Annotated in this window: 14 protein-coding genes and 1 tRNA gene; 7 read left to right on the top strand and 8 right to left on the bottom strand. The window is 69.5% G+C overall.

The window, feature by feature from the left end; translation table 11 throughout:
* The first annotated feature begins 4 nt into the window (after window positions 1-4).
* Both AB0F38_RS04700 and AB0F38_RS04695 read left to right on the top strand, forming a co-directional pair.
* Window positions 5-871 carry an ABC transporter ATP-binding protein gene (locus AB0F38_RS04700; protein ID WP_361886789.1) on the top strand — a complete coding sequence of 289 codons (867 nt, stop codon included), beginning with the start codon at window positions 5-7 and terminating at the stop codon, window positions 869-871.
* Window positions 868-1,584 (top strand): ABC transporter ATP-binding protein, encoded by a 717-nt coding sequence (locus tag AB0F38_RS04695; RefSeq protein ID WP_361886521.1) that lies wholly within the window; start codon window positions 868-870, stop codon window positions 1,582-1,584. Before AB0F38_RS04700 ends, AB0F38_RS04695 begins: the two co-directional genes overlap by 4 nt.
* 75 nt (window positions 1,585-1,659) lie before the next feature.
* On the opposite strand, the gene AB0F38_RS04690 is transcribed toward AB0F38_RS04695, so the two are convergent.
* Window positions 1,660-2,316, bottom strand: coding sequence for a response regulator (locus tag AB0F38_RS04690; protein ID WP_361886518.1), 657 nt, complete (start codon window positions 2,314-2,316; stop codon window positions 1,660-1,662).
* Between the two features lie 100 nt (window positions 2,317-2,416).
* Between AB0F38_RS04690 and AB0F38_RS04685 the strand changes: the two genes are divergently transcribed.
* Window positions 2,417-2,489, top strand: a tRNA-Leu gene (locus tag AB0F38_RS04685).
* A gap of 110 nt (window positions 2,490-2,599) precedes the next feature.
* On the top strand, window positions 2,600-3,379 hold the full coding sequence (locus AB0F38_RS04680) for a helix-turn-helix domain-containing protein (RefSeq protein WP_361886516.1): 780 nt from the start codon (window positions 2,600-2,602) through the stop codon (window positions 3,377-3,379).
* An 11-nt stretch (window positions 3,380-3,390) separates the two neighbouring features.
* On the opposite strand, the gene pyk is transcribed toward AB0F38_RS04680, so the two are convergent.
* Window positions 3,391-4,824 carry a pyruvate kinase gene (pyk, locus tag AB0F38_RS04675; RefSeq protein ID WP_361886513.1) on the bottom strand — a complete coding sequence of 478 codons (1,434 nt, stop codon included), beginning with the start codon at window positions 4,822-4,824 and terminating at the stop codon, window positions 3,391-3,393.
* A 291-nt stretch (window positions 4,825-5,115) separates the two neighbouring features.
* Between pyk and AB0F38_RS04670 the strand changes: the two genes are divergently transcribed.
* Complete coding sequence (locus AB0F38_RS04670) at window positions 5,116-6,921, top strand: 5'-nucleotidase C-terminal domain-containing protein (RefSeq protein ID WP_361886510.1); 1,806 nt, start codon at window positions 5,116-5,118, stop codon at window positions 6,919-6,921.
* Between the two features lie 312 nt (window positions 6,922-7,233).
* Here AB0F38_RS04670 and AB0F38_RS04665 read toward each other — a convergent pair whose 3' ends face one another.
* The 3 genes from AB0F38_RS04665 to pepN all read right to left on the bottom strand — a co-directional run bounded on the left by AB0F38_RS04665 (window position 7,234) and on the right by pepN (window position 12,830).
* Window positions 7,234-8,664 (bottom strand): SidA/IucD/PvdA family monooxygenase, encoded by a 1,431-nt coding sequence (locus tag AB0F38_RS04665; RefSeq protein WP_361886507.1) that lies wholly within the window; start codon window positions 8,662-8,664, stop codon window positions 7,234-7,236.
* A complete protein-coding gene (locus AB0F38_RS04660) occupies window positions 8,661-10,058 on the bottom strand; it encodes an aminotransferase class V-fold PLP-dependent enzyme (protein WP_361886504.1) in 1,398 nt (465 codons plus the stop codon). Before AB0F38_RS04660 ends, AB0F38_RS04665 begins: the two co-directional genes overlap by 4 nt.
* A gap of 219 nt (window positions 10,059-10,277) precedes the next feature.
* Window positions 10,278-12,830 carry an aminopeptidase N gene (gene pepN, locus AB0F38_RS04655; RefSeq protein WP_361886501.1) on the bottom strand — a complete coding sequence of 851 codons (2,553 nt, stop codon included), beginning with the start codon at window positions 12,828-12,830 and terminating at the stop codon, window positions 10,278-10,280.
* A 315-nt stretch (window positions 12,831-13,145) separates the two neighbouring features.
* On the opposite strand from pepN, the gene AB0F38_RS04650 reads away from it, so the two are divergent.
* The gene (locus tag AB0F38_RS04650; protein WP_361886498.1) at window positions 13,146-14,045 is read left to right on the top strand and encodes an MHYT domain-containing protein; all 900 of its coding nucleotides are present in this window, start codon (window positions 13,146-13,148) and stop codon (window positions 14,043-14,045) included.
* Window positions 14,046-14,063: 18 nt separating this feature from the next.
* Here the strand turns inward: AB0F38_RS04650 and AB0F38_RS04645 are convergent, their stop codons facing one another.
* Window positions 14,064-14,399 carry a chorismate mutase gene (locus AB0F38_RS04645; RefSeq protein ID WP_361886496.1) on the bottom strand — a complete coding sequence of 112 codons (336 nt, stop codon included), beginning with the start codon at window positions 14,397-14,399 and terminating at the stop codon, window positions 14,064-14,066.
* Window positions 14,400-14,420: 21 nt separating this feature from the next.
* Window positions 14,421-15,299, bottom strand: coding sequence for an AraC family transcriptional regulator (locus tag AB0F38_RS04640; protein WP_361886493.1), 879 nt, complete (start codon window positions 15,297-15,299; stop codon window positions 14,421-14,423).
* Window positions 15,300-15,423: 124 nt separating this feature from the next.
* Here AB0F38_RS04640 and AB0F38_RS04635 point away from each other — a divergent pair, with 124 nt between their 5' ends.
* The gene (locus AB0F38_RS04635; protein WP_361886786.1) at window positions 15,424-17,229 is read left to right on the top strand and encodes a beta-galactosidase family protein; all 1,806 of its coding nucleotides are present in this window, start codon (window positions 15,424-15,426) and stop codon (window positions 17,227-17,229) included.
* A gap of 6 nt (window positions 17,230-17,235) precedes the next feature.
* Here the strand turns inward: AB0F38_RS04635 and AB0F38_RS04630 are convergent, their stop codons facing one another.
* Window positions 17,236-18,009, bottom strand: coding sequence for a serine protease (locus AB0F38_RS04630; RefSeq protein ID WP_361886490.1), 774 nt, complete (start codon window positions 18,007-18,009; stop codon window positions 17,236-17,238).
* Between the last annotated feature and the right edge of the window lie 233 nt (window positions 18,010-18,242).

Genomic DNA, 18,242 nt, shown 5'->3' with positions numbered 1-18,242 from the left:
CGACATGACGACCACCACCGAAACCACCACGCCCGTCCTGGACGCGAGCGGCGTCACCATGCGCTTCGGCGGACTCACCGCCGTACGCGACGTCGACCTCAAGGTCAACGCAGGCGAGATCGTCGGCCTCATCGGCCCCAACGGCGCCGGCAAGACCACCTTCTTCAACTGCCTCACCGGCCTCTACGTCCCCACCGAGGGCAAGGTCCGCTACAAGGGCACCGTCCTGCCGCCCAAACCCCACCTCGTCACCCAGGCAGGAATCGCCCGCACCTTCCAGAACATCCGGCTCTTCGCCAACATGACCGTCCTGGAGAACGTCCTCGTCGGACGCCACACCAGGACCAAGGAAGGCCTCTGGTCCGCCCTCCTGCGCGGCCCCGGGTTCAAGAAGGCCGAAGCGGCCTCCCACGCACGCTCCATGGAACTCCTCGAGTTCATCGGCCTGCAGGACAAGGCCGACCACCTCGCACGCAACCTCCCCTACGGAGACCAGCGCAAGCTGGAGATCGCGCGCGCCCTCGCCAGCGACCCCGGCCTCCTCCTCCTGGACGAGCCCACCGCCGGCATGAACCCGCAGGAAACCCGCGTCACCGAAGAACTCATCTTCGCCATCCGGGACATGGGCATCGCCGTACTCGTCATCGAGCACGACATGCGCTTCATCTTCAACCTCTGCGACCGCGTCGCCTGCCTCGTCCAGGGCGAGAAGCTCGTCGAAGGCACACCCGCCGTCGTCCAGGGCGACGAACGCGTCGTCGCCGCCTACCTCGGCACGCCCTTCGAAGGGGACACCCCCGAGAAGGCCGAAACCCCCGCCGAGGCCGACAAGGCGGAGCGCACCACCAGCACAGAAGGGGAAGGCCAGTGACCGCACTGCTCGAGGTCGAGGACCTCAGGGTCGCCTACGGCAAGATCGAAGCCGTCAAGGGAATCTCCTTCAGCGTCGAAGCCGGCCAGGTCGTCACCCTCATCGGCACCAACGGTGCGGGCAAGACCACCACCCTGCGCACCCTCTCCGGCCTCCTCAAGCCCTCCGGCGGCCGGATCCTCTTCGACGGGAAGCCCCTCACCGGCATCCCCGCCCACAAGATCGTGGCACTGGGCCTCGCCCACTCCCCCGAAGGCCGCCACATCTTCCCCCGCCTCACCATCGCGGAGAACCTCCAGCTCGGCGCCTTCCTCCGCACCGACAAGGCAGGCATCGAGAAGGACATCCAGCGCGCCTACGACCTCTTCCCCATCCTCGGGGAACGCCGGAAGCAGGCCGCCGGAACCCTCTCCGGCGGCGAACAGCAGATGCTCGCCATGGGCCGCGCACTCATGTCCCAGCCCAAGCTGCTCATGCTCGACGAGCCCTCCATGGGCCTCTCGCCGATCATGATGCAGAAGATCATGGAGACCATCGTCGAGCTCAAGGCGTCGGGCACCACGATCCTGCTCGTCGAGCAGAACGCGCAGGCGGCCCTCTCCCTCGCGGACCAGGGCCACGTCATGGAGGTCGGCAAGGTCGTCCTCTCCGGCACCGGCGCGGATCTCCTCCACGACGAGTCGGTCCGCAAGGCCTACCTCGGCGAGGACTGACCCCTCCCGCACACACGAAGGAGGCCCGCCCCCGGTCGTTCCGGGAGCGGGCCTCCTCCGTGCGTCCGCACGGAGCTACTCGGCCGCCCTCTTCTTCTCCTCGGCGTCCTCGATCAGCGCCTCGGCGAGCTGCTGCATCGACAGCCGGCGGTCCATCGACGTCTTCTGGATCCAACGGAACGCCGCGGGCTCGGAGAGCCCGTAGTCCGTCTGCAGAATGCTCTTCGCCCGGTCCACCAGCTTCCGGGTCTCCAGCCGCTGCGAGAGATCGGCGATCTCGTTCTCCAGCGCCTTCAGCTCCGCGAACCGGGACACGGCCATCTCGATGGCCGGCACCACGTCGCTCTTGCTGAACGGCTTCACCAGGTACGCCATCGCCCCCGCGTCCCGGGCCCGCTCGACGAGGTCGCGCTGCGAGAACGCAGTGAGCATCAGCACGGGGGCGATGGACTCCTCCGCGATCTTCTCGGCGGCGGAGATGCCGTCGAGGACCGGCATCTTCACATCGAGGATGACCAGGTCCGGCCGGTGCTCCCGCGCCAGCTCGACGGCCTGCTGCCCGTCCCCGGCCTCACCGACGACCGCGTAGCCCTCCTCCTCCAGCATCTCTTTGAGGTCGAGGCGGATGAGTGCCTCGTCCTCGGCGATGACGACGCGGGTCGTCAGCGGCGGGACGTGCGACTTGTCGGCGTCGGCGGCGTCTACGGGCTGGGGCGACTCGGGGGTGGTCACGGGGCTCCTTGGTCAAGACAGGGGTGCTGCTCCCAAGAGCGTACCTAGTTACGGTATGTTTGAGGCACGGAGGGTCTCCCGTATCCTTCGTTTCGAAGGGGCCCCGGTAGCCCAGCGGTAGAGGCCATGGATTCAAAACCCATACAGCGTCGGTTCGAATCCGACTCGGGGCACTTCTCCTTCACTTCCAAGGTTTATTCCCTATTGGCGATCTTCACCCTTGCCGGTGAACGCCCCTTCGAACCTGGCGCAGGCCTGCGAAGATCACACGAGACTTCGCGGCATGGAACAGCACAATCCGTCGATACGCGACGAAGCGCTTGCCCTCCTGCGGAGCGGAATCACCAACCGAGCGGCCGCAGAATTACTCAACGTGCCTCGCGGAACAATTGGCTGGTGGTTGCACGAAGACCGCAAACAGCGCGGAGAGCAGTACGTGCGGCCCACGGACTGCCCGGTCTGCACCGGCCGAGACTTTGATCGCGTTGCCTATGCGTACCTCCTGGGGCTCTACCTGGGCGACGGCCACATCATCTCCAAGCCCAAGCAGCATCACTTGTCGATCTTCTGTGGCGACACCTGGCCCGGACTGATCGACGAGGCGGAGTCGGCAATGCGCAGGGTGATGCCCCTACCGCGCACCGGGCGACGCCACAGAAGCGGCTGCGTCGAGATCAAGTCCCATACCAAGCACTGGACATGCGTTTTTCCTCAGCACGGCCCCGGCAAGAAGCACGATCGCGCGATCATCCTCGAACCCTGGCAGCAGGAGATCGTCGACGCCCACCCCTGGGACTTCGTCCGGGGTCTCATCCACTCCGACGGCTGCCGGAACATGAACTGGACGACCCGGATGGTCGGCGGCGTGCGCAAGCGCTACGAGTACCCGCGGTACTGGTTCACCAATGTCTCGGACGACATCCGGCAGCTCTACACGGACACCCTGGACAAGCTCGGCATCGAGTGGACACACTGCACGCGCGCAGGCAGGAAGTACAACATCTCCGTTGCCCGACGGGCATCCGTAGCGCTCATGGATGCGCACGTCGGGCCGAAATACTGAGCTGAGTCGACCTACTTCGGGCTGTCGTCCTCGCCGATGTGGTGCACTCGGACCAAGTTCGTGGAGCCGGCCACACCCGGCGGTGAGCCCGCCGTGATGACCACCACGTCCCCCTTCCGGCAGCGGCCGATCCGCAGAAGCTCCTCGTCCACCTGCGCCATCATCGCGTCCGTCGAGTCCACGTGCGGCCCGAGGAACGTCTCCACGCCCCACGTCAGGTTCAGCTGCGCGCGCGTGGCCTCGTCCGGGGTGAAGGCCAGGAGCGGGATCGGGGAGCGGTAGCGGGAGAGCCGCTTGACCGTGTCGCCGCTCTGGGTGAAGGCCACCAGGAACTTCGCGCCGAGGAAGTCGCCCATCTCGGCTGCCGCGCGGGCGACCGCACCGCCCTGGGTGCGGGGTTTGTTCCGGTCGGTGAGGGGCGGGAGCCCCTGGGTGAGGATGTCCTCCTCCGCCGCCTCGATGATGCGGGCCATCGTGCGGACCGTCTCGACGGGGTACGAGCCGACGCTGGTCTCGCCGGACAGCATCACCGCGTCCGTGCCGTCGATGACGGCGTTGGCGACGTCGGAGGCCTCGGCGCGGGTGGGCCGGGAGTTGTCGATCATGGAGTCGAGCATCTGCGTGGCGACAATGACCGGCTTGGCGTTGCGCCGGGCGAGCTTGATGGCGCGCTTCTGGACGATCGGGACCTGCTCCAGGGGCATTTCGACGCCGAGGTCGCCGCGGGCGACCATGATGCCGTCGAAGGCGGCGACGATGTCGTCGATGTTCTCGACGGCCTGGGGCTTCTCGACCTTGGCGATGACGGGGAGGCGGCGGTTCTCCTCGTCCATGACGCGGTGGACGTCGTCGATGTCGCGTCCGGTGCGCACGAAGGACAGGGCGATGATGTCCGCCCCGGTGCGCAGGGCCCAGCGCAGGTCGTCGATGTCCTTCTCGGAGAGTGCGGGGACGGAGACGGCCACGCCGGGGAGGTTGAGTCCCTTGTGGTCGGAGACCATGCCGCCTTCGATGACGGTGGTGTGGACGCGGGGTCCGTCGATGCCGGTGACTTCGAGGGTGACGCGGCCGTCGTCGATCAGGATGCGTTCGCCGGTGGTGACGTCTGCGGCGAGGCCGTCGTAGGTGGTGCCGCAGGTGTGGCGGTCGCCTTCCATGGGTTCGACGGTGATGGTGAAGTCGTCGCCGCGTTCAAGGAGTACGGGGCCTTCGGCGAAGCGGCCGAGGCGGATCTTCGGACCTTGAAGGTCGGCGAGGATTCCTACGCTGCGTCCGGTCTCTTCGGATGCTTTGCGTACGCGGTGGTATCGCTCTTCGTGTTCGGCGTAGGTGCCGTGGCTGAGATTGAGGCGGGCGATGTCCATTCCCGCCTCGACCAGTGCCTTGATCTGGTCGTATGTGTCGGTTGCGGGTCCCAGGGTACAAACGATTTTTGCTCGGCGCATGGTTCGAGCCTAGGCCTTACCTGCGGGTAGGTATTTGGGCTTGCATGACTGCCCAACAACCTTTGGGTGAAGGCTTATTGACAAGTGTTGAATTGTGCAGCGGCGCGCTCCGATGAGCATTCTCCGCATCGTCGGAGGGGCGGGTTCCGGTGCCCGCGCCGGCCCTGCGGGGTGTCCGCCGCCGGGTGGCGTGTGCTTCTGGTCATCAGATCGAAACCTGCGCGGGGTGTTGCGGGTGTGAGGGCTGAGTCAGAATCTACGCGCGTTGTTCGTCTGGACGAGGAGTCAAGAATGCCGTTGAACCGTAGGACGTTCCTGGGCCGGTCGGCTGCCGCCGGTGCTGGTGTGGCGCTGGCGGGCGGGGCCGTCGCCGGGCCTGCCGGGGCCGAGGAGGCGAAGGGGCACGGGCGTCCGGCGAAGCGGTACTCCTTCACCGTGATGGGGACGACGGACCTGCACGGCAACGTCTTCAACTGGGACTACTTCACGGACAGGGAGTTCGACGACAAGGCGCACAACGATGTGGGCCTGGCGAAGATCTCGACGCTGGTGGAGCAGATCCGCGAGGAGCGGGGGCGCCGGAACACGCTGCTGATCGATGCGGGTGACACGATCCAGGGCACTCAGTTGTCGTATTACTACGCGAAGGTCGATCCGATCACGGCGAGGCGTGGTCCGGTGCATCCGATGGCGCAGGCGATGAACCGGATCGGGTACGACGCCGCGGCGCTGGGTAATCACGAGTTCAATTACGGCATTCCGGTGCTGCGGAAGTTCGAGGAGCAGTGTGATTTTCCGCTGCTGGGTGCGAACGCGCTGGACGCGAAGACGTTGCGGCCGGCGTTCGCCCCGTATGTGATCAAGCGTTTGCGTACGCCGCACGGCCGTGATGTGCGGGTGGCGGTGCTCGGGCTGACGAATCCGGGTATCGCGATCTGGGACAAGGCCAATGTGGGCGGGAAGATGGTGTTCCCGGGACTTGAGGAGCAGGCGGCGAAGTGGGTGCCGAAGCTTCGTTCGATGGGTGCGGATGTGGTGATCGTCTCGGCGCATTCGGGTTCGTCGGGTACGTCGTCGTACGGGGATCAGTTGCCGTACGTGGAGAACGCGGCGGGTCTGGTGGCGGAGCAGGTGCCGGGCATCGACGCGATTCTGGTGGGGCACGCGCACTCGGAGATTGCCGAGTACTTCGTGACGAACAGGGAGACGGGCAAGCGGGTCGTTCTTTCGGAGCCGTTGAAGTGGGGGCAGCGGTTGACGTTGTTCGACTTCGATCTGGTGTGGGAGAAGGGCTGCTGGGCGGTGGAGAGGGTCGGCGCCGAGGTGCTGAACTCGAACACGGTGGCGGAGGATCCGCGGATCACGTCGTTGCTCGGGGACGAGCACACGAAGGTGGTGGCGTATGTGAACCAGGTGATCGGTACGTCGGTTGCGGCGATGTCGACGGCGGACGCGCCGTGGAAGGACGAGCCGGTCATCGATCTGATCAACCGGGTGCAGGCCGACACGGTGAGGGAGGCGCTGGCGGGCGGGGCGTACGCGGCGCTGCCGGTGTTGTCGCAGGCGGCGTGTTTCTCGCGTACGGCGGGGATCCCGGCCGGTGAGGTGACGATCAAGGATGCCGCGGGGCTGTATCCGTTCGAGAACACGCTTGAGGCGCGGTTGTTGACGGGTGCGCAGCTGAAGGACTATCTGGAGTATTCGGCGCGGTACTACGTGGGGACGGCTTCGGGTGGGCCGGTGGACACGTCGAAGCTGACGAATGCGGACGGTATTCCGGATTACAACTACGACGTGGTGTCGGGGGTGTCGTACGACATCGATATCGCGCGGCCGGTGGGTTCTCGGATCGTGGGTCTGTCGTTCGAGGGGAAGCCGGTGGATCCGGCGGCGGAGTTCGTGTTCGCGGTGAACAACTACCGGGCGGGTGGTGGGGGCAACTTCCCGCATGTGCCTGGTGCGAGGCAGTTGTGGGCGAATTCGGACGAGATCCGGAACACGATCATCGGCTGGGTCCGGGCGAGGGGTTCGGTGGATCCGGCGGAGTTCGCTTCGGTGGACTGGCGGCTGACGCGTGAGGGTGTGCCGGTGTTCTGAGTGTGTGTGTGGGGGGGGTCTGATCTGCCGGCCGGTGGGGCCGCCCGTGGTTGTTGCGGGTGGTCCCACCGTTGCCGTCGGGGGCCAGGCGGGTGGGGAGGTCGGAGGCGGGGGTGTGTGGCTTGTTCCGCTTCCCGGGACTGTTCCGCTTCCCGTTCTTCGGTGAGGTGGCCGAGGCGCGCGGTGGGGTCGGTCGGGTGCGGGGCGCGGTGGTGGGCCTTGTGGGTGGCTGCGACCGCCTGGGGGCGTTCGGGTGTGTTCTCGTGCGTGGTCCGGGCGGCTGCGGGGCGATGTCCTGGGGGGCCGCCGGTTTCACCGGCTGTGGTCGAGGGGGGTGCGTGCGGTGTGCTGGCCGGGGATGTGTGGGGCGGGGTGGGGGGTGAGGCCGAAGGTGGTGAAGGCGGTGCGTCGCGGGAGGGGGTAGGGGGTGGTGCCGGTGAGGTCGTTGAGGATGGTGGCGCTGCGCCAGGCGGCGAGGCCGAGGTCGGGGGCGCCGACTCCGTGGGTGTGGCGTTCGGCGTTCTGTACGTAGATGTGGCCGGTGACGGCGGGGTCGAGGTCGAGTCGGAATGTCTCGTCGATGCGGGGGCGGTGGGAGGCGTCGCGGCGGATGTGGGGGGCGATGCCGGTGAGGAGGGTGTCGAGGGGGCGTTCGTGGTAGCCGGTGGCGAGGACGACGGCGTCGGTGCTGAGGCGGGTGCGGGTGGCCTGTTGGGTGTGTTCGAGGTGGAGTTCGATGCGGTTGCCTGCGATGCGGCCTGCGGTGCGGACGGTGACGCCGGGGGTGAGGGTGGCGTCGGGCCAGTGGCCGTGGAGGGTGCGCCGGTAGAGCTCGTGGTGGATGGCGGTGATGGTGTCGGTGTCGATGCCTTTGTGGAGTTGCCACTGGGCGGGGACGAGGGTGTCGCGTACGGCTTCGGGGAGTGCGTGGAAGTAGCGGGTGTAGTCGGGGGTGAAGTGCTCGAGGCCGAGTTTGGAGTACTCCATGGGGGCGAAGGCCTGGGTGCGGGCGAGCCAGTGGATCTTTTCGGCTCCGTGGGGGCGGGCGCGCAGGAGGTCGAGGAAGATCTCGGCGCCGGACTGGCCGGATCCGATGACGGTGATGTGCTCGGCGTCCAGGAGTTCCTTGCGGTGGTGGAGGTAGTCGGCGGAGTGGATGACGGGGAGGGTTCCGGCGTCGGTGAGGGGGCGCAGGGGTTCGGGGATGAAGGGTTCGGTGCCTACGCCGAGGGCGATGTGGCGGGTGTGTGAGCGGCCGGGTGCTTCGGCGTCTCCTTGGGGGTCGAGTGGGGTGAAGTCGACTTCGAAGAGGGCGCGGTCGGTGTTCCAGCGGATCGCGTCGACCTGGTGGCCGAAGTGGAGGCCGGGGAGTTGTCGGCTGACCCAGCGGCAGTAGGCGTCGTATTCGGTGCGTTCGATGTGGAAGCGCTCGGCGAAGTAGAAGGGGTAGAGGCGGTCCTGGGTGCGGAGGTGGTTGAGGAAGCTCCAGGGGCTGGTGGGGTCGGCGAGGGTGACGAGGTCGGCGAGGAAGGGGACTTGGAGGGTGGCGCCGTCGATGAGGAGTCCGGGGTGCCAGTGGAATGCGGGGTTCTGCTCGTAGAAGGCGGCGGTGAGGGGGTGGGGGTGTTCCTGGGTGGTGGGGATGCCGTGGGCGAGGGCGGCCAGGGAGAGGTTGAAGGGGCCGATGCCGATGCCGATGAGGTCGTGCGGCCGGTCGGGGGTGGCCGTGGGCTGGTCGGTCATCGGGGGGTGCTGCCTTCCGTGAGGCCGGTGAGGGTGTGGGTGACGAGTGTGGTGAGCCGGTGGAGGTCTTCGGGGGTGGTGTGGGGGTTGAGCAGGGTGGCTTTGAGCCAGAGGCGGTTGTCGGCGTGGGCGCGGCCGAGTACGGCGTGGCCGTGGGTGAGGAGGGTGCGGCGGAGGGTGGCGACGGTGGTGTCGTCGGCGTCGGTGGGGCGGAAGAGGACGGTGCTGATGGTGGGGCGGGCGTAGAGGTCGAGGTGGGGGGTTGCGGTGATGAGGTCGGCGAGGTGGTGGGCGGTGGCGAGGGTGCGGTCGATGAGGTCGGCGAGTCCGTCGCGGCCGAGTGCCTGGAGGGTGACGGCGATCTTGAGGGCGTCGGGGCGTCGGGTGGTGCGCAGGGAGCGGCCGAGGAGGTCGGGGAGGCCTGCGTCGGTGTCGTCGGCGGCGTTGAGGTAGGGGGCGTGGTGGTGGAGGGTGTCGAGGTCGTGTTGGTGGGGGACGGCGAGGATGCCGGCGGATGCGGGTTGCCAGCCGAGTTTGTGCAGGTCGAGGGTGACGCTGTGGGCGCGGTGGAGGCCGTGGACCAGGTGGCGGTGGGTGGGGCTGAAGAGGAGTGGGCCGCCGTAGGCGGCGTCGATGTGGAGTTCGGCGCCGTGGGCCGAGGTGAGGTCGGCGATGGCGTCGAGGGGGTCGATGTGGCCGGTGTCGGTGGTGCCCGCGGTGGCGGTGACGAGGAGGGGGCCGTGGTGCCGGGTGAGGGCGTCGTGGAGGGCGGGGAGGTCCATGACGCCGGTGGGGGCGGGGATGACGAGGGGGGTGGGGAGGCCGAGGATCCAGGCGGCGCGGGCGATGCTGTGGTGGGCGTTGGCGGCGCAGATGGTCTGTACGGGGCCGTGGCGTTCGCGGGCGAGGAGCAGGGCGAGTTGGTTGGCTTCGGTGCCGCCGGTGGTGACGAGGGCGTCGGGGCGGGGGGTGTGGGGGTAGATCTCGGCGGCGAGCGTGGTGGTGAGGGTGGCTTCCAGGGTGGATGCGGCGGGGGCCTGGTCCCAGGAGTCCATGGAGGGGTTGAGGGCTGATGCGGCGAGGTCGGCTGCTGCGGCGACTGCGAGGGGTGGGGTGTGCAGGTGGGCGGTGCAGTGGGGGTGTGCGGGGTCTGCGGCGCCTTCGGTGAGTGCGGTGACGAGGGTGCGCAGGGCGTGGTGGGCGCCGGTGCCGTGCTCGGGGATGAGGGGGCCGGTGGCGTGGTGGGTGCGGTGGGTGAGGGTGTCGGGGCCGCCTGCGGGGAGGGGGCCGTTGCGGCGGGCCGCGCCGTCGTGGAGGGCGGTGAGCACGGTGTCGAGGAGGGGGCGCAGGTGGGTGGGGCCTGCGGTGCCTCCGGCCAGGGGCGGGGTGGGCATGGGTGGTGTGGTCCTTCGGGTGTGCGGGTGGGCGTGGCGGCTTGTCCGGTGTCTTGGGGGTGGCGGCCGAAGAGCCCAACGATCTGAACCCGGAAGGGGTACTGCTGCCTGGTGGGGGCGGGGTGGTGCGGGTGTGCCTGGTAGGGGTGTGCGTTGCTCGCATGGCTGTGCCCGGCCCTTTGGTGCGGAGGGGCCGGGCACGTGGGTGGTGGGGGTGGGTCAGTGGGCGTTGCGTACGTCGAGGGCGCGGCGCAGGTCGTCGAGTTGGTCGGTGAGTTTGCGTCGCAGGGCGGGGAGGAGTGCCTGGTCGTGGAGGGCGTCGGTGCCGAGCCGGAGGCTGTGGGGGTCGATGGCGTAGGCGGGGAAGGCGTGGCGGCCGGCGGCTTCGGCGATGGCGGGGCCGCGGCGTGCGGCGAGTGCGGTGGCTTCGGGGTAGTAGCGGGCGACGTAGTCGTGGAGGAGGTCGCTCTGTTCGGGTTGCCAGAAGCCTTGGGCGGTGGCGGTGAAGAGGTAGTTGGAGAGGGTGTCGTCGTTGAACATGGCGTGCCAGGCGGCGGCCTTCGCTTCGGGGGTGGGGAGGGCGGCGCGGCAGCGGGCGGCGCCTTCCTGTCCGGTGGCGCTGGGGTCCTGGGCGAGTTCGTCGGCGATGGCCGACTCGTCGGTGGCGCCGAGGACGGCGAGGCGGGTGAGGATGCGCCAGCGGAGTTCGGGGTCGAGTTCGGGTCCGCCGGGGACGGTGCCGTCGTTCAGCCAGTCCTGGATGGCGTCGGGCTGGGTCGCGGCGTCGATGAAGTGGCGTACGGCGGTGAGGCGGAGGCCGGGTGCGGGGTTGGCGGGGGTGGTGCTGTCGGGGCGCTGTTCCCAGTCCTTGGCGGTGAGGCCTTCGGTGCGGCGGAGCAGGTCGCGGCAGAGTGCGGTGAGGGTGGTGAGGGCGGTGGGGCGGTCGTGGGGGGTGAGGTAGCGGTCGGTGATGTGGGTGGCGGCGAAGCCGAGGACGCCGTGGACGAGGGCGAGGTCGGTCTCGTGCGGGAGGTGGGTGCGGGCGGCGGTGAGGTAGGCCATGGGGTGGAGTTCGCCGTCGCGGACCATGTCGCGGGCGGTGTTCCACAGGAGGGCGCGGGTGAGGGCGTCGGGGATGCCGGAGAGGCGGGCCAGGGCGGTTTCCCATGATGCGGGGTCGAGCCGGATCTTGGCGTAGGTGAGGTCGTTGTCGTTGAGGACGACGAGGGCGGGGCGGCGGCCGGGCAGGGTGGCGGGGGCGTTGTCCTGGGGGATGTCGAGCTCGAAGCGGTCGCGCAGGACGAGTTGGGCGGTGCCGGACTGGGTGTCGAGCATGTGTTCGTAGGTGCCGACGGTGATGCGGTGGGGGCGGTTGCCGGTGTGTTCGACGGCGAGGGTCCAGGTGCGGCCGGTGTCCTGGGTGCGGGCGGTGAGGGTGTCGATGCCGGTGGTGCGCAGCCAGGTCCCGGCCCAGGAGTGGACGTCGCGGTCGGTGGCGGATGCGAGGTTGTCGATGAAGTCGGCGAGGGTGGCGTTGGCGAATTTGTGCCGGGCGAAGTGGGTGTTGATTCCGGCGAGGAAGTCCTTCTCGCCGAGCCAGGTGACGAGTTGGCGTAGGGCGGAGGCTCCCTTGGCGTAGGAGATGCCGTCGAAGTTGAGCAGGGCGGAGGCGGTGTCGGGGACGGCGTCGGGGTCGGGGGCGACGGGGTGGGTGGAGGGGCGCTGGTCGGCGTCGTAGCCCCAGCCCTTGCGGGCGACGCCGAAGTCGACCCAGGTGTCGGTGAACCGGGTGGCTTCGGTGAGGGTCTGGTAGCCCATGTATTCGGCGAAGGACTCGTTGAGCCAGATGTCGTCCCACCAGGTGAGGGTGACGAGGTCGCCGAACCACATGTGGGCCATCTCGTGGGCGATGACGACGGCGCGGGTCTGGCGTTCGGTATCGGTGACGGAGGAGCGGTAGATGAATTCGTCGCGGAAGGTGACGAGTCCGGGGTTCTCCATGGCGCCGGCGTTGAATTCGGGGACGAACGCCTGGTCGTAGGAGTCGAAGGGGTAGGGCTCGTCGAACTTCTCGTGGTAGCGGTCGTAGCAGGCGCGGGTGACGGAGAGGATCTCGTCGGCGTCGGTGTCGAGGTGGGGTGCCAGGGAGCGGCGGCAGTGGATGCCGAAGGGCAGTCCCGCGTGCTCGGTGGTGACGGAGTGCCAGGGGCCGGCGGCTACGGCGACGAGGTAGGTGGAGATCGGCGGGGTGGGGGCGATGGTCCAGCGGCCCGGGGCGGTCCGGGTGGCGATGCCGTTGCCGAGGACGGTCCAGTCGTGGGGGGCGGTGACGGTGATGTCGAAGACGGATTTGAGGTCGGGCTGGTCGAAGGCCGCGAAGACGCGCTGGACGTCGTCCATGAAGAGCTGGGTGTAGACGTATGTCTCGCCGTCGGCGGGGTCGGTGAAGCGGTGCATGCCCTCGCCGGTGCGGGAGTAGCGCAGGGAGGCGTCGACGGTGAGTTCGTGGGGGCCTTGGGTGAGGTGGTGGAGGGGGTAGCGGTTCCCGTCGAGGAGGCCGGGGTCGAGGGCTTGTCCGTCGAGGCTGAGCGAGCGCAGGGTCTCCGGCTTGATCTCGACGAAGGTGTCTCCGGCCGCGCGGGCGGTGAATCGGATGACGGTTCGGGAGTCGAAGGTCTCCTCGCCTGCGGTGAGATCGAGGTCGACCGTGTACCGGTGTACGTCGAGGAGCTGGGCGCGGGTCTGCGCTTCGTTGCGCGTCAGTACGGACATGGCGCCCATGCTGCCGTACCCGTCCGGGGCTGTGCAGTGGGGTTCTCGCAGGGCTGACGGCCGGGGGGCCGGTGGGGCCGGGGGCTGTTCCTGCGGGTGTCCGCGGTGACCCGATGCCGTCGTTCCCCCTTCGCCTTATCTTGATCTTGAGGATGAAATCTCGGAAAATCTCCCCCAACACCCCCTTCAGCGATCACTTTTATCCACTTTGACGCAATTTTCAGGGTCGAGATTTGGCCAAATAATTGGTCGCCCATAAGGTCACAGCACGCACTTTTCCTTCACACCTTCCACACGTCAGGGGGCGGCCTGCTCATGCAAGGCACGATCGACGGTTTCAGCTACGGTGTCGTGACCCCCGTGGTGGCGTACGTGATGGCATGCCTGGGCGGCGCCCTGGGGTTGCGCTGCACCATCCGCTCCCTGCGCGAAACCAGCGCCTGGAAGCCCGGCTGGCTCGCGCTCGGCGCGGCCTCCATCGGTTCGGGCATCTGGACGATGCACTTCGTCTCCATGATGGGCTTCGACGTGGCGGAGGCCCCGGTCACCTACGACGTCCAGCAGATGGTCCTGAGCCTGGTGGTCGCTGTCGTGGTGGTCGGCGTGGGTGTCTTCATCGTGGGGTACCGGGGAGCGACCCGCCCGGCACTGGTGTCGGCGGGCCTGATCACCGGACTCGGTGTCGCGGCGATGCACTACATCGGCATGGCGGGCATGCGGCTGAACGGCCGGATCGAGTACGACACCGTGGCCGTCACGCTCTCCGTCGTGATCGCCGTAGGCGCCGCGACCGCCGCGCTCTGGGCCGCCGTGTCGGTCCACGGTTTCCTGGCGAGCCTCGGTGCCAGCCTGGTCATGGGCGTCGCCGTCACCGGCATGCACTACACGGGGATGAGCGGCATCGTCGTGCATCTGCACGACATCGACAACTCCCAGGCGCTCGCCGGTGACGCCGCGACCTCGATCATGCTGCCGCTGCTGATCGGGCCCGTGACGTTCCTGCTCCTGGCCGGCGTCATCGTGATGTTCGACCCGCTCCTCGTACTCGGCGAGGGCGAGTGGTCCGCCCCGGGCACCCCGGCCCGCGGACAGCAGCGGACCGCGGGCCGGACCCAGCCGCCCCGGGGTGCCTCGCCGGCCCCGCTCCGGAGCGGGCCCACCGGCCCCGGGTCCCCCTATCCGCCTCGGTCCTCCCAGGACACCCCCACCTGGTGACGCGCCCCGGGCACCGCGTCAGGCCCCGGGGGACGCGGCCTGACCCGCGGATTCCTCCGCGATGCGTTCGTGGTGCCGGATGACCTCCGCCACGATGAAGTTCAGCAGCTTCTCCGCGAACGCGGGATCCAGCTTGGCGCTCTCCGCGAGCTGCCGCAGCCGGGCGATCTGACGGGCTTCGCGGGCCGGGTCGGCGGGCGGCAGTTGGTGCGCCGCCTTGAGGTGACCCACCTGCTGCGTGGCCTTGAAACGCTCGGCGAGCATATGGACGACCGCGGCGTCGATGTTGTCGATGCTCTCGCGCAGCCGGTTCAGTTCCGCTCGTACGGACTCGTCGATATCGCTCGTGGTCATGGTCAGCGAGCCTAGCCGCACCTACGGGGGCGGGATCATCGGCGGGTCGTCCGGATCCGGGACCCGGTCGCTCCAGCCGCCCGGCACATCGCGCCCCTGCTGTGCGCGGAAGCGGACCGGTGCCGTGCCGACCCGGCGGGCGAACAGCCGCGAGAAGTACGCCGGGTCGTCGTAGCCGACGCGGCGGGCGACCGCCGCGACCGGCAGATCGGTGGCGGCCAGCAGCTCCTTGGCACGGTCCAGCCTGATGCCCAGCAGGTAGTCCTTGGGGCCGCACCCCGCTCCCCGCCGTACCGCCGTGCGCAGTTCGGCGGGTGTCATGCCGTGGCGGGCCGCGTGCTCGGCGACGGACAGGGGCTTCGACGCGTCCCGCGCCAGGGCCTGCAGCACCGGGTGGCCGTCCGGCCCCACGTCGGCGCGCGCCCGGCGCAGCGAGACGAGGAGCTCGTGGACGGCGGCGCCCGCCTCGACTTCCAGCAACGGATTCCCGCGGCGTGCCGAGCGCACGATGCGGCCGATGGCGGCGCGCGGCGCCGAGGTGTCGGAGAGCGGGACGAGGGGGCGCTCGGGCTCGATGTAGCCCAGCTCGGTGTAGGTCGTGGTGGCGGGGCCGGTGAAGTCGACGAAGCTCTCGTCCCAGCCGGCCGGACCGGCGCCGTAGTGGTGCGGGGTGCCGGGCGTGAGCCAGATCAGGCTGGGGCCGGTGACGGGCAGCCTGCGGCCGTCCGGCCCGCCGAACCAGCCGCTGCCCGCGTTGACGAGGACGGCCACGTGATGGTCCAGCGTGCGCGGCCCCACGGCGGGCAGGGCGCCGTGCTGCAGGCCGACGCCGAGGCAGGCCAGCCCCAGGCGGTGGTTCTGCGGGCCGGGCGTGAAGAAGCGCATCCAGGTCTGGTACATCGGTCCTTCACCTCCAGGTCGGGTGCTGCGTCCACACACCGGTGATCTTTCTCCATGGACCGGCCGGGCACCGCACAGGATGCTGATGGCCGGCGAGGATCGCACACAGGAGCGTACGAGCACGATGACCGACTTCACCGTGGGGGACGACCACTTCCGGCTCGACGGGAAGCCCGTGCGGCTGCTGTCGGGGGCACTGCACTACTTCCGGGTGCACGAGGAGCAGTGGGAGCACCGGCTGTCGATGCTGTGCGCGATGGGCCTGAACTGCGTGGAGACGTACGTGCCGTGGAATCTCCACGAACCGCGGCAGGGGCACCTGCGGGACGTGGGGGCGCTCGGCCGGTTCCTGGACGCGGCGCACCGGGCGGGGCTGATGGCGATCGTGCGCCCCGGGCCGTACATCTGCGCCGAGTGGGAGAACGGCGGGCTGCCGTCCTGGGTGACGGGCCGTTTCGGCCGGCGGGTACGGACCCGGGACCCGGGGTACACCGCGGCGGTGGAGGGCTGGTTCGGGGAGCTGCTGCCACAGGTGGTGCGGCGCCAGATCACCTGCGGCGGACCGGTGATCATGGTGCAGGCGGAGAACGAGTACGGGAGCTACGGCTCCGACCGGGTCCATCTGGAGGAGCTGGCGGGGCTGTTGCGCCGGTGCGGGGTGACCGTGCCGCTGTTCACGTCCGACGGGCCCGAGGACCACATGCTGACGGGCGGTTCGGTGCCCGGTCTGGCGGCGACGGCGAATTTCGGCTCGGGGGCGCGCGAGGCGTTCGCGGTGCTGCGCCGGCACCGGCCGCGGGGGCCGCTGATGTGCATGGAGTTCTGGTGCGGCTGGTTCGAGCACTGGGGTGCCGAGCCCGTCGTGCGGGATCCCGCCGGGACGGCCGCCGCGCTGCGCGAGATCCTGCGGTGCGGGGCCTCCGTCAACATCTACATGGCGCACGGCGGCACGAATTTCGCGGGCTGGGCGGGGGCCAACCGTCGCGGTCCGCTGCAGGACGGGGCGCTGGTGGCGACGGTGACCTCGTACGACTACGACGCGCCCGTCGACGAGTACGGGCGGCCCACGGAGAAGTTCTGGCAGCTGCGGAAGGTGCTGGCCGAGTACGCGGAGGGTCCGCTGCCCGGTCTGCCGCCGGAGCCCGTGGGGCTGGTGCGGCCGGCGCGGGTCACGTTGACGCAGGCCGGGCCGCTGGAGGGGGTGCTGGAGGCGCTGGGCGATCCGGAGGGGCCGGAGTGCGGTGTTCCGCCGACGTTCGAGGACCTGGGTGTCGACCGGGGCCTGGTGCGGTACCGGGTGGACGTCCCCGGGCCGCGGCAGCCGTACCCGTTGCGTGCGGCGGGGCTGCGGGACCGGGCGGTGGTGTACGTGGACGGGGTCCGGGCGGGGGTGCTCACGGAGGAGGACCACACCCTGGACGAGCCGGTCGCGGGTCCCGCGCGGGTGGAGCTGTGGGTGGAGTCGCTGGGCCGGGTCAACTACGGGCCGCGGCTGGGTGAGCCGAAGGGCATCACGGGCGGGGTGCTGCACGAGCGGCAGTTCCTGCACGGGGTCCGGGCGCGGGCGCTGCGGCTGGATGCCTTCGAGGAGCCGGGGGCGATGGCAAGGGTGCGGTTCGGGGGCGCGGCGGAGGCGGGACGGACGGGCCTGTTCCGCGGGTTCTTCGAGGTGAGCGGTGCGGCGGGGACGGGCCACGCGGATCTCGGACTGCCGGGCTGGACGCGCGGGTTCGTCTGGGTGAACGGCTTCTGCCTGGGGCGCTACTGGTCGGCGGGACCGCAGCGCACGCTGTACGTCCCGGGGCCGGTGCTCCGCGAGGGTTCCAACGAGGTGTGGGTGCTGGAACTGGAGGAGGCCGGACCCCCGTTCGTGGAGCTGGGCCCGGGGGCGCCCGTCGGGAAGGGCGCCCCCGGGGATGCTCAGGGGTGAGTCGGGTCAGAGGGTCGCGGCCGCGGACGCGATGGCCGAGGCGAAGGTCGACACCTCGGTGTACACGCCGGGGTAGCCGGCGCGTGCGCAGCCCTCGCCCCAGCTGACTATGCCGACCTGGATCCAGGCTCCGGCGTTGTCCTTGCGGAACATGGGGCCGCCGGAGTCACCCTGGCAGGTGTCCACGCCGCCCGTGCTCACGTAGCCGGCGCAGAGCTCCTCGCTGGGGACGAGGTCGCTGCCGTAGGCCTGCTGGCAGACGCTGTCGGAGACGTACGGCACGGTCGCCTTCAGCAGGTAGCGCTGCTGGCTTCCGCCCTCGGTGGCGGCGCCCCAGCCCGCGACGGTGAAGGTGCCCGTGTTGTACGCGGTGGTGGTGGCGATCTTGAGGGTGGGCTGGTTGATGGGCTGGGCGAGCTTGATCAGCGCCCAGTCCTTGCCCTTGCCGTTGTAGCCGGGGGCCTGCAGGACCTTGGTGGACTTCACCTTGACGGCACTGCTGGACTGCAGGTCGACGACGCCGCCGGTGGCGGTGATCGAGGTGTTGTTGCCGGAGCCGTTCACGCAGTGCGCGGCGGTGAGCACGATGTCCTTGGCGTACAGCGCGCCGCCGCAGCCCATGGAGAGCCGGACCATGAAGGGGAACTCGCCCTGGGCTGCGCGGGTCCCGCCGACGACGGGGGCGGGGGCCGCGGAGGCACTGGGCTGGAGGCTGAGGGCGGCGAGGGCCACCGCGGCGACGACGGAACATCTTTTGAGGGTGCGCAGAAGCTGCTTCAAGGGACTGCCTGCTTTCGGGTGGGGGGTTCGGTGGGGGTAGCAGGTGCAGGTGTGCGGGCATGCAGGTGCAGGTCAGGGGCACAGCCGACGAGGTTATCGACATGCTCCCGACAAGAACGCTCCGATTATCGGGAGACGATCACCGCTGCCACAAGACAGGCATTCCGGCCAAGATCATGAGGCGGTCGACCGGCCTGCTCCCCCGCGCGTCCGCCTAGAGTGAGGTCCGTCGG

Origin of the sequence: Streptomyces sp. NPDC025273 (assembly GCF_040638585.1) — a bacterium.
In the GTDB taxonomy this organism is placed as follows: Bacteria; Actinomycetota; Actinomycetes; order Streptomycetales; family Streptomycetaceae; genus Streptomyces; species Streptomyces cinereorectus.
The sequence above is the reverse complement of the archived record's forward strand: the minus strand, read 5'-3'. Positions and strand labels throughout refer to the sequence as shown.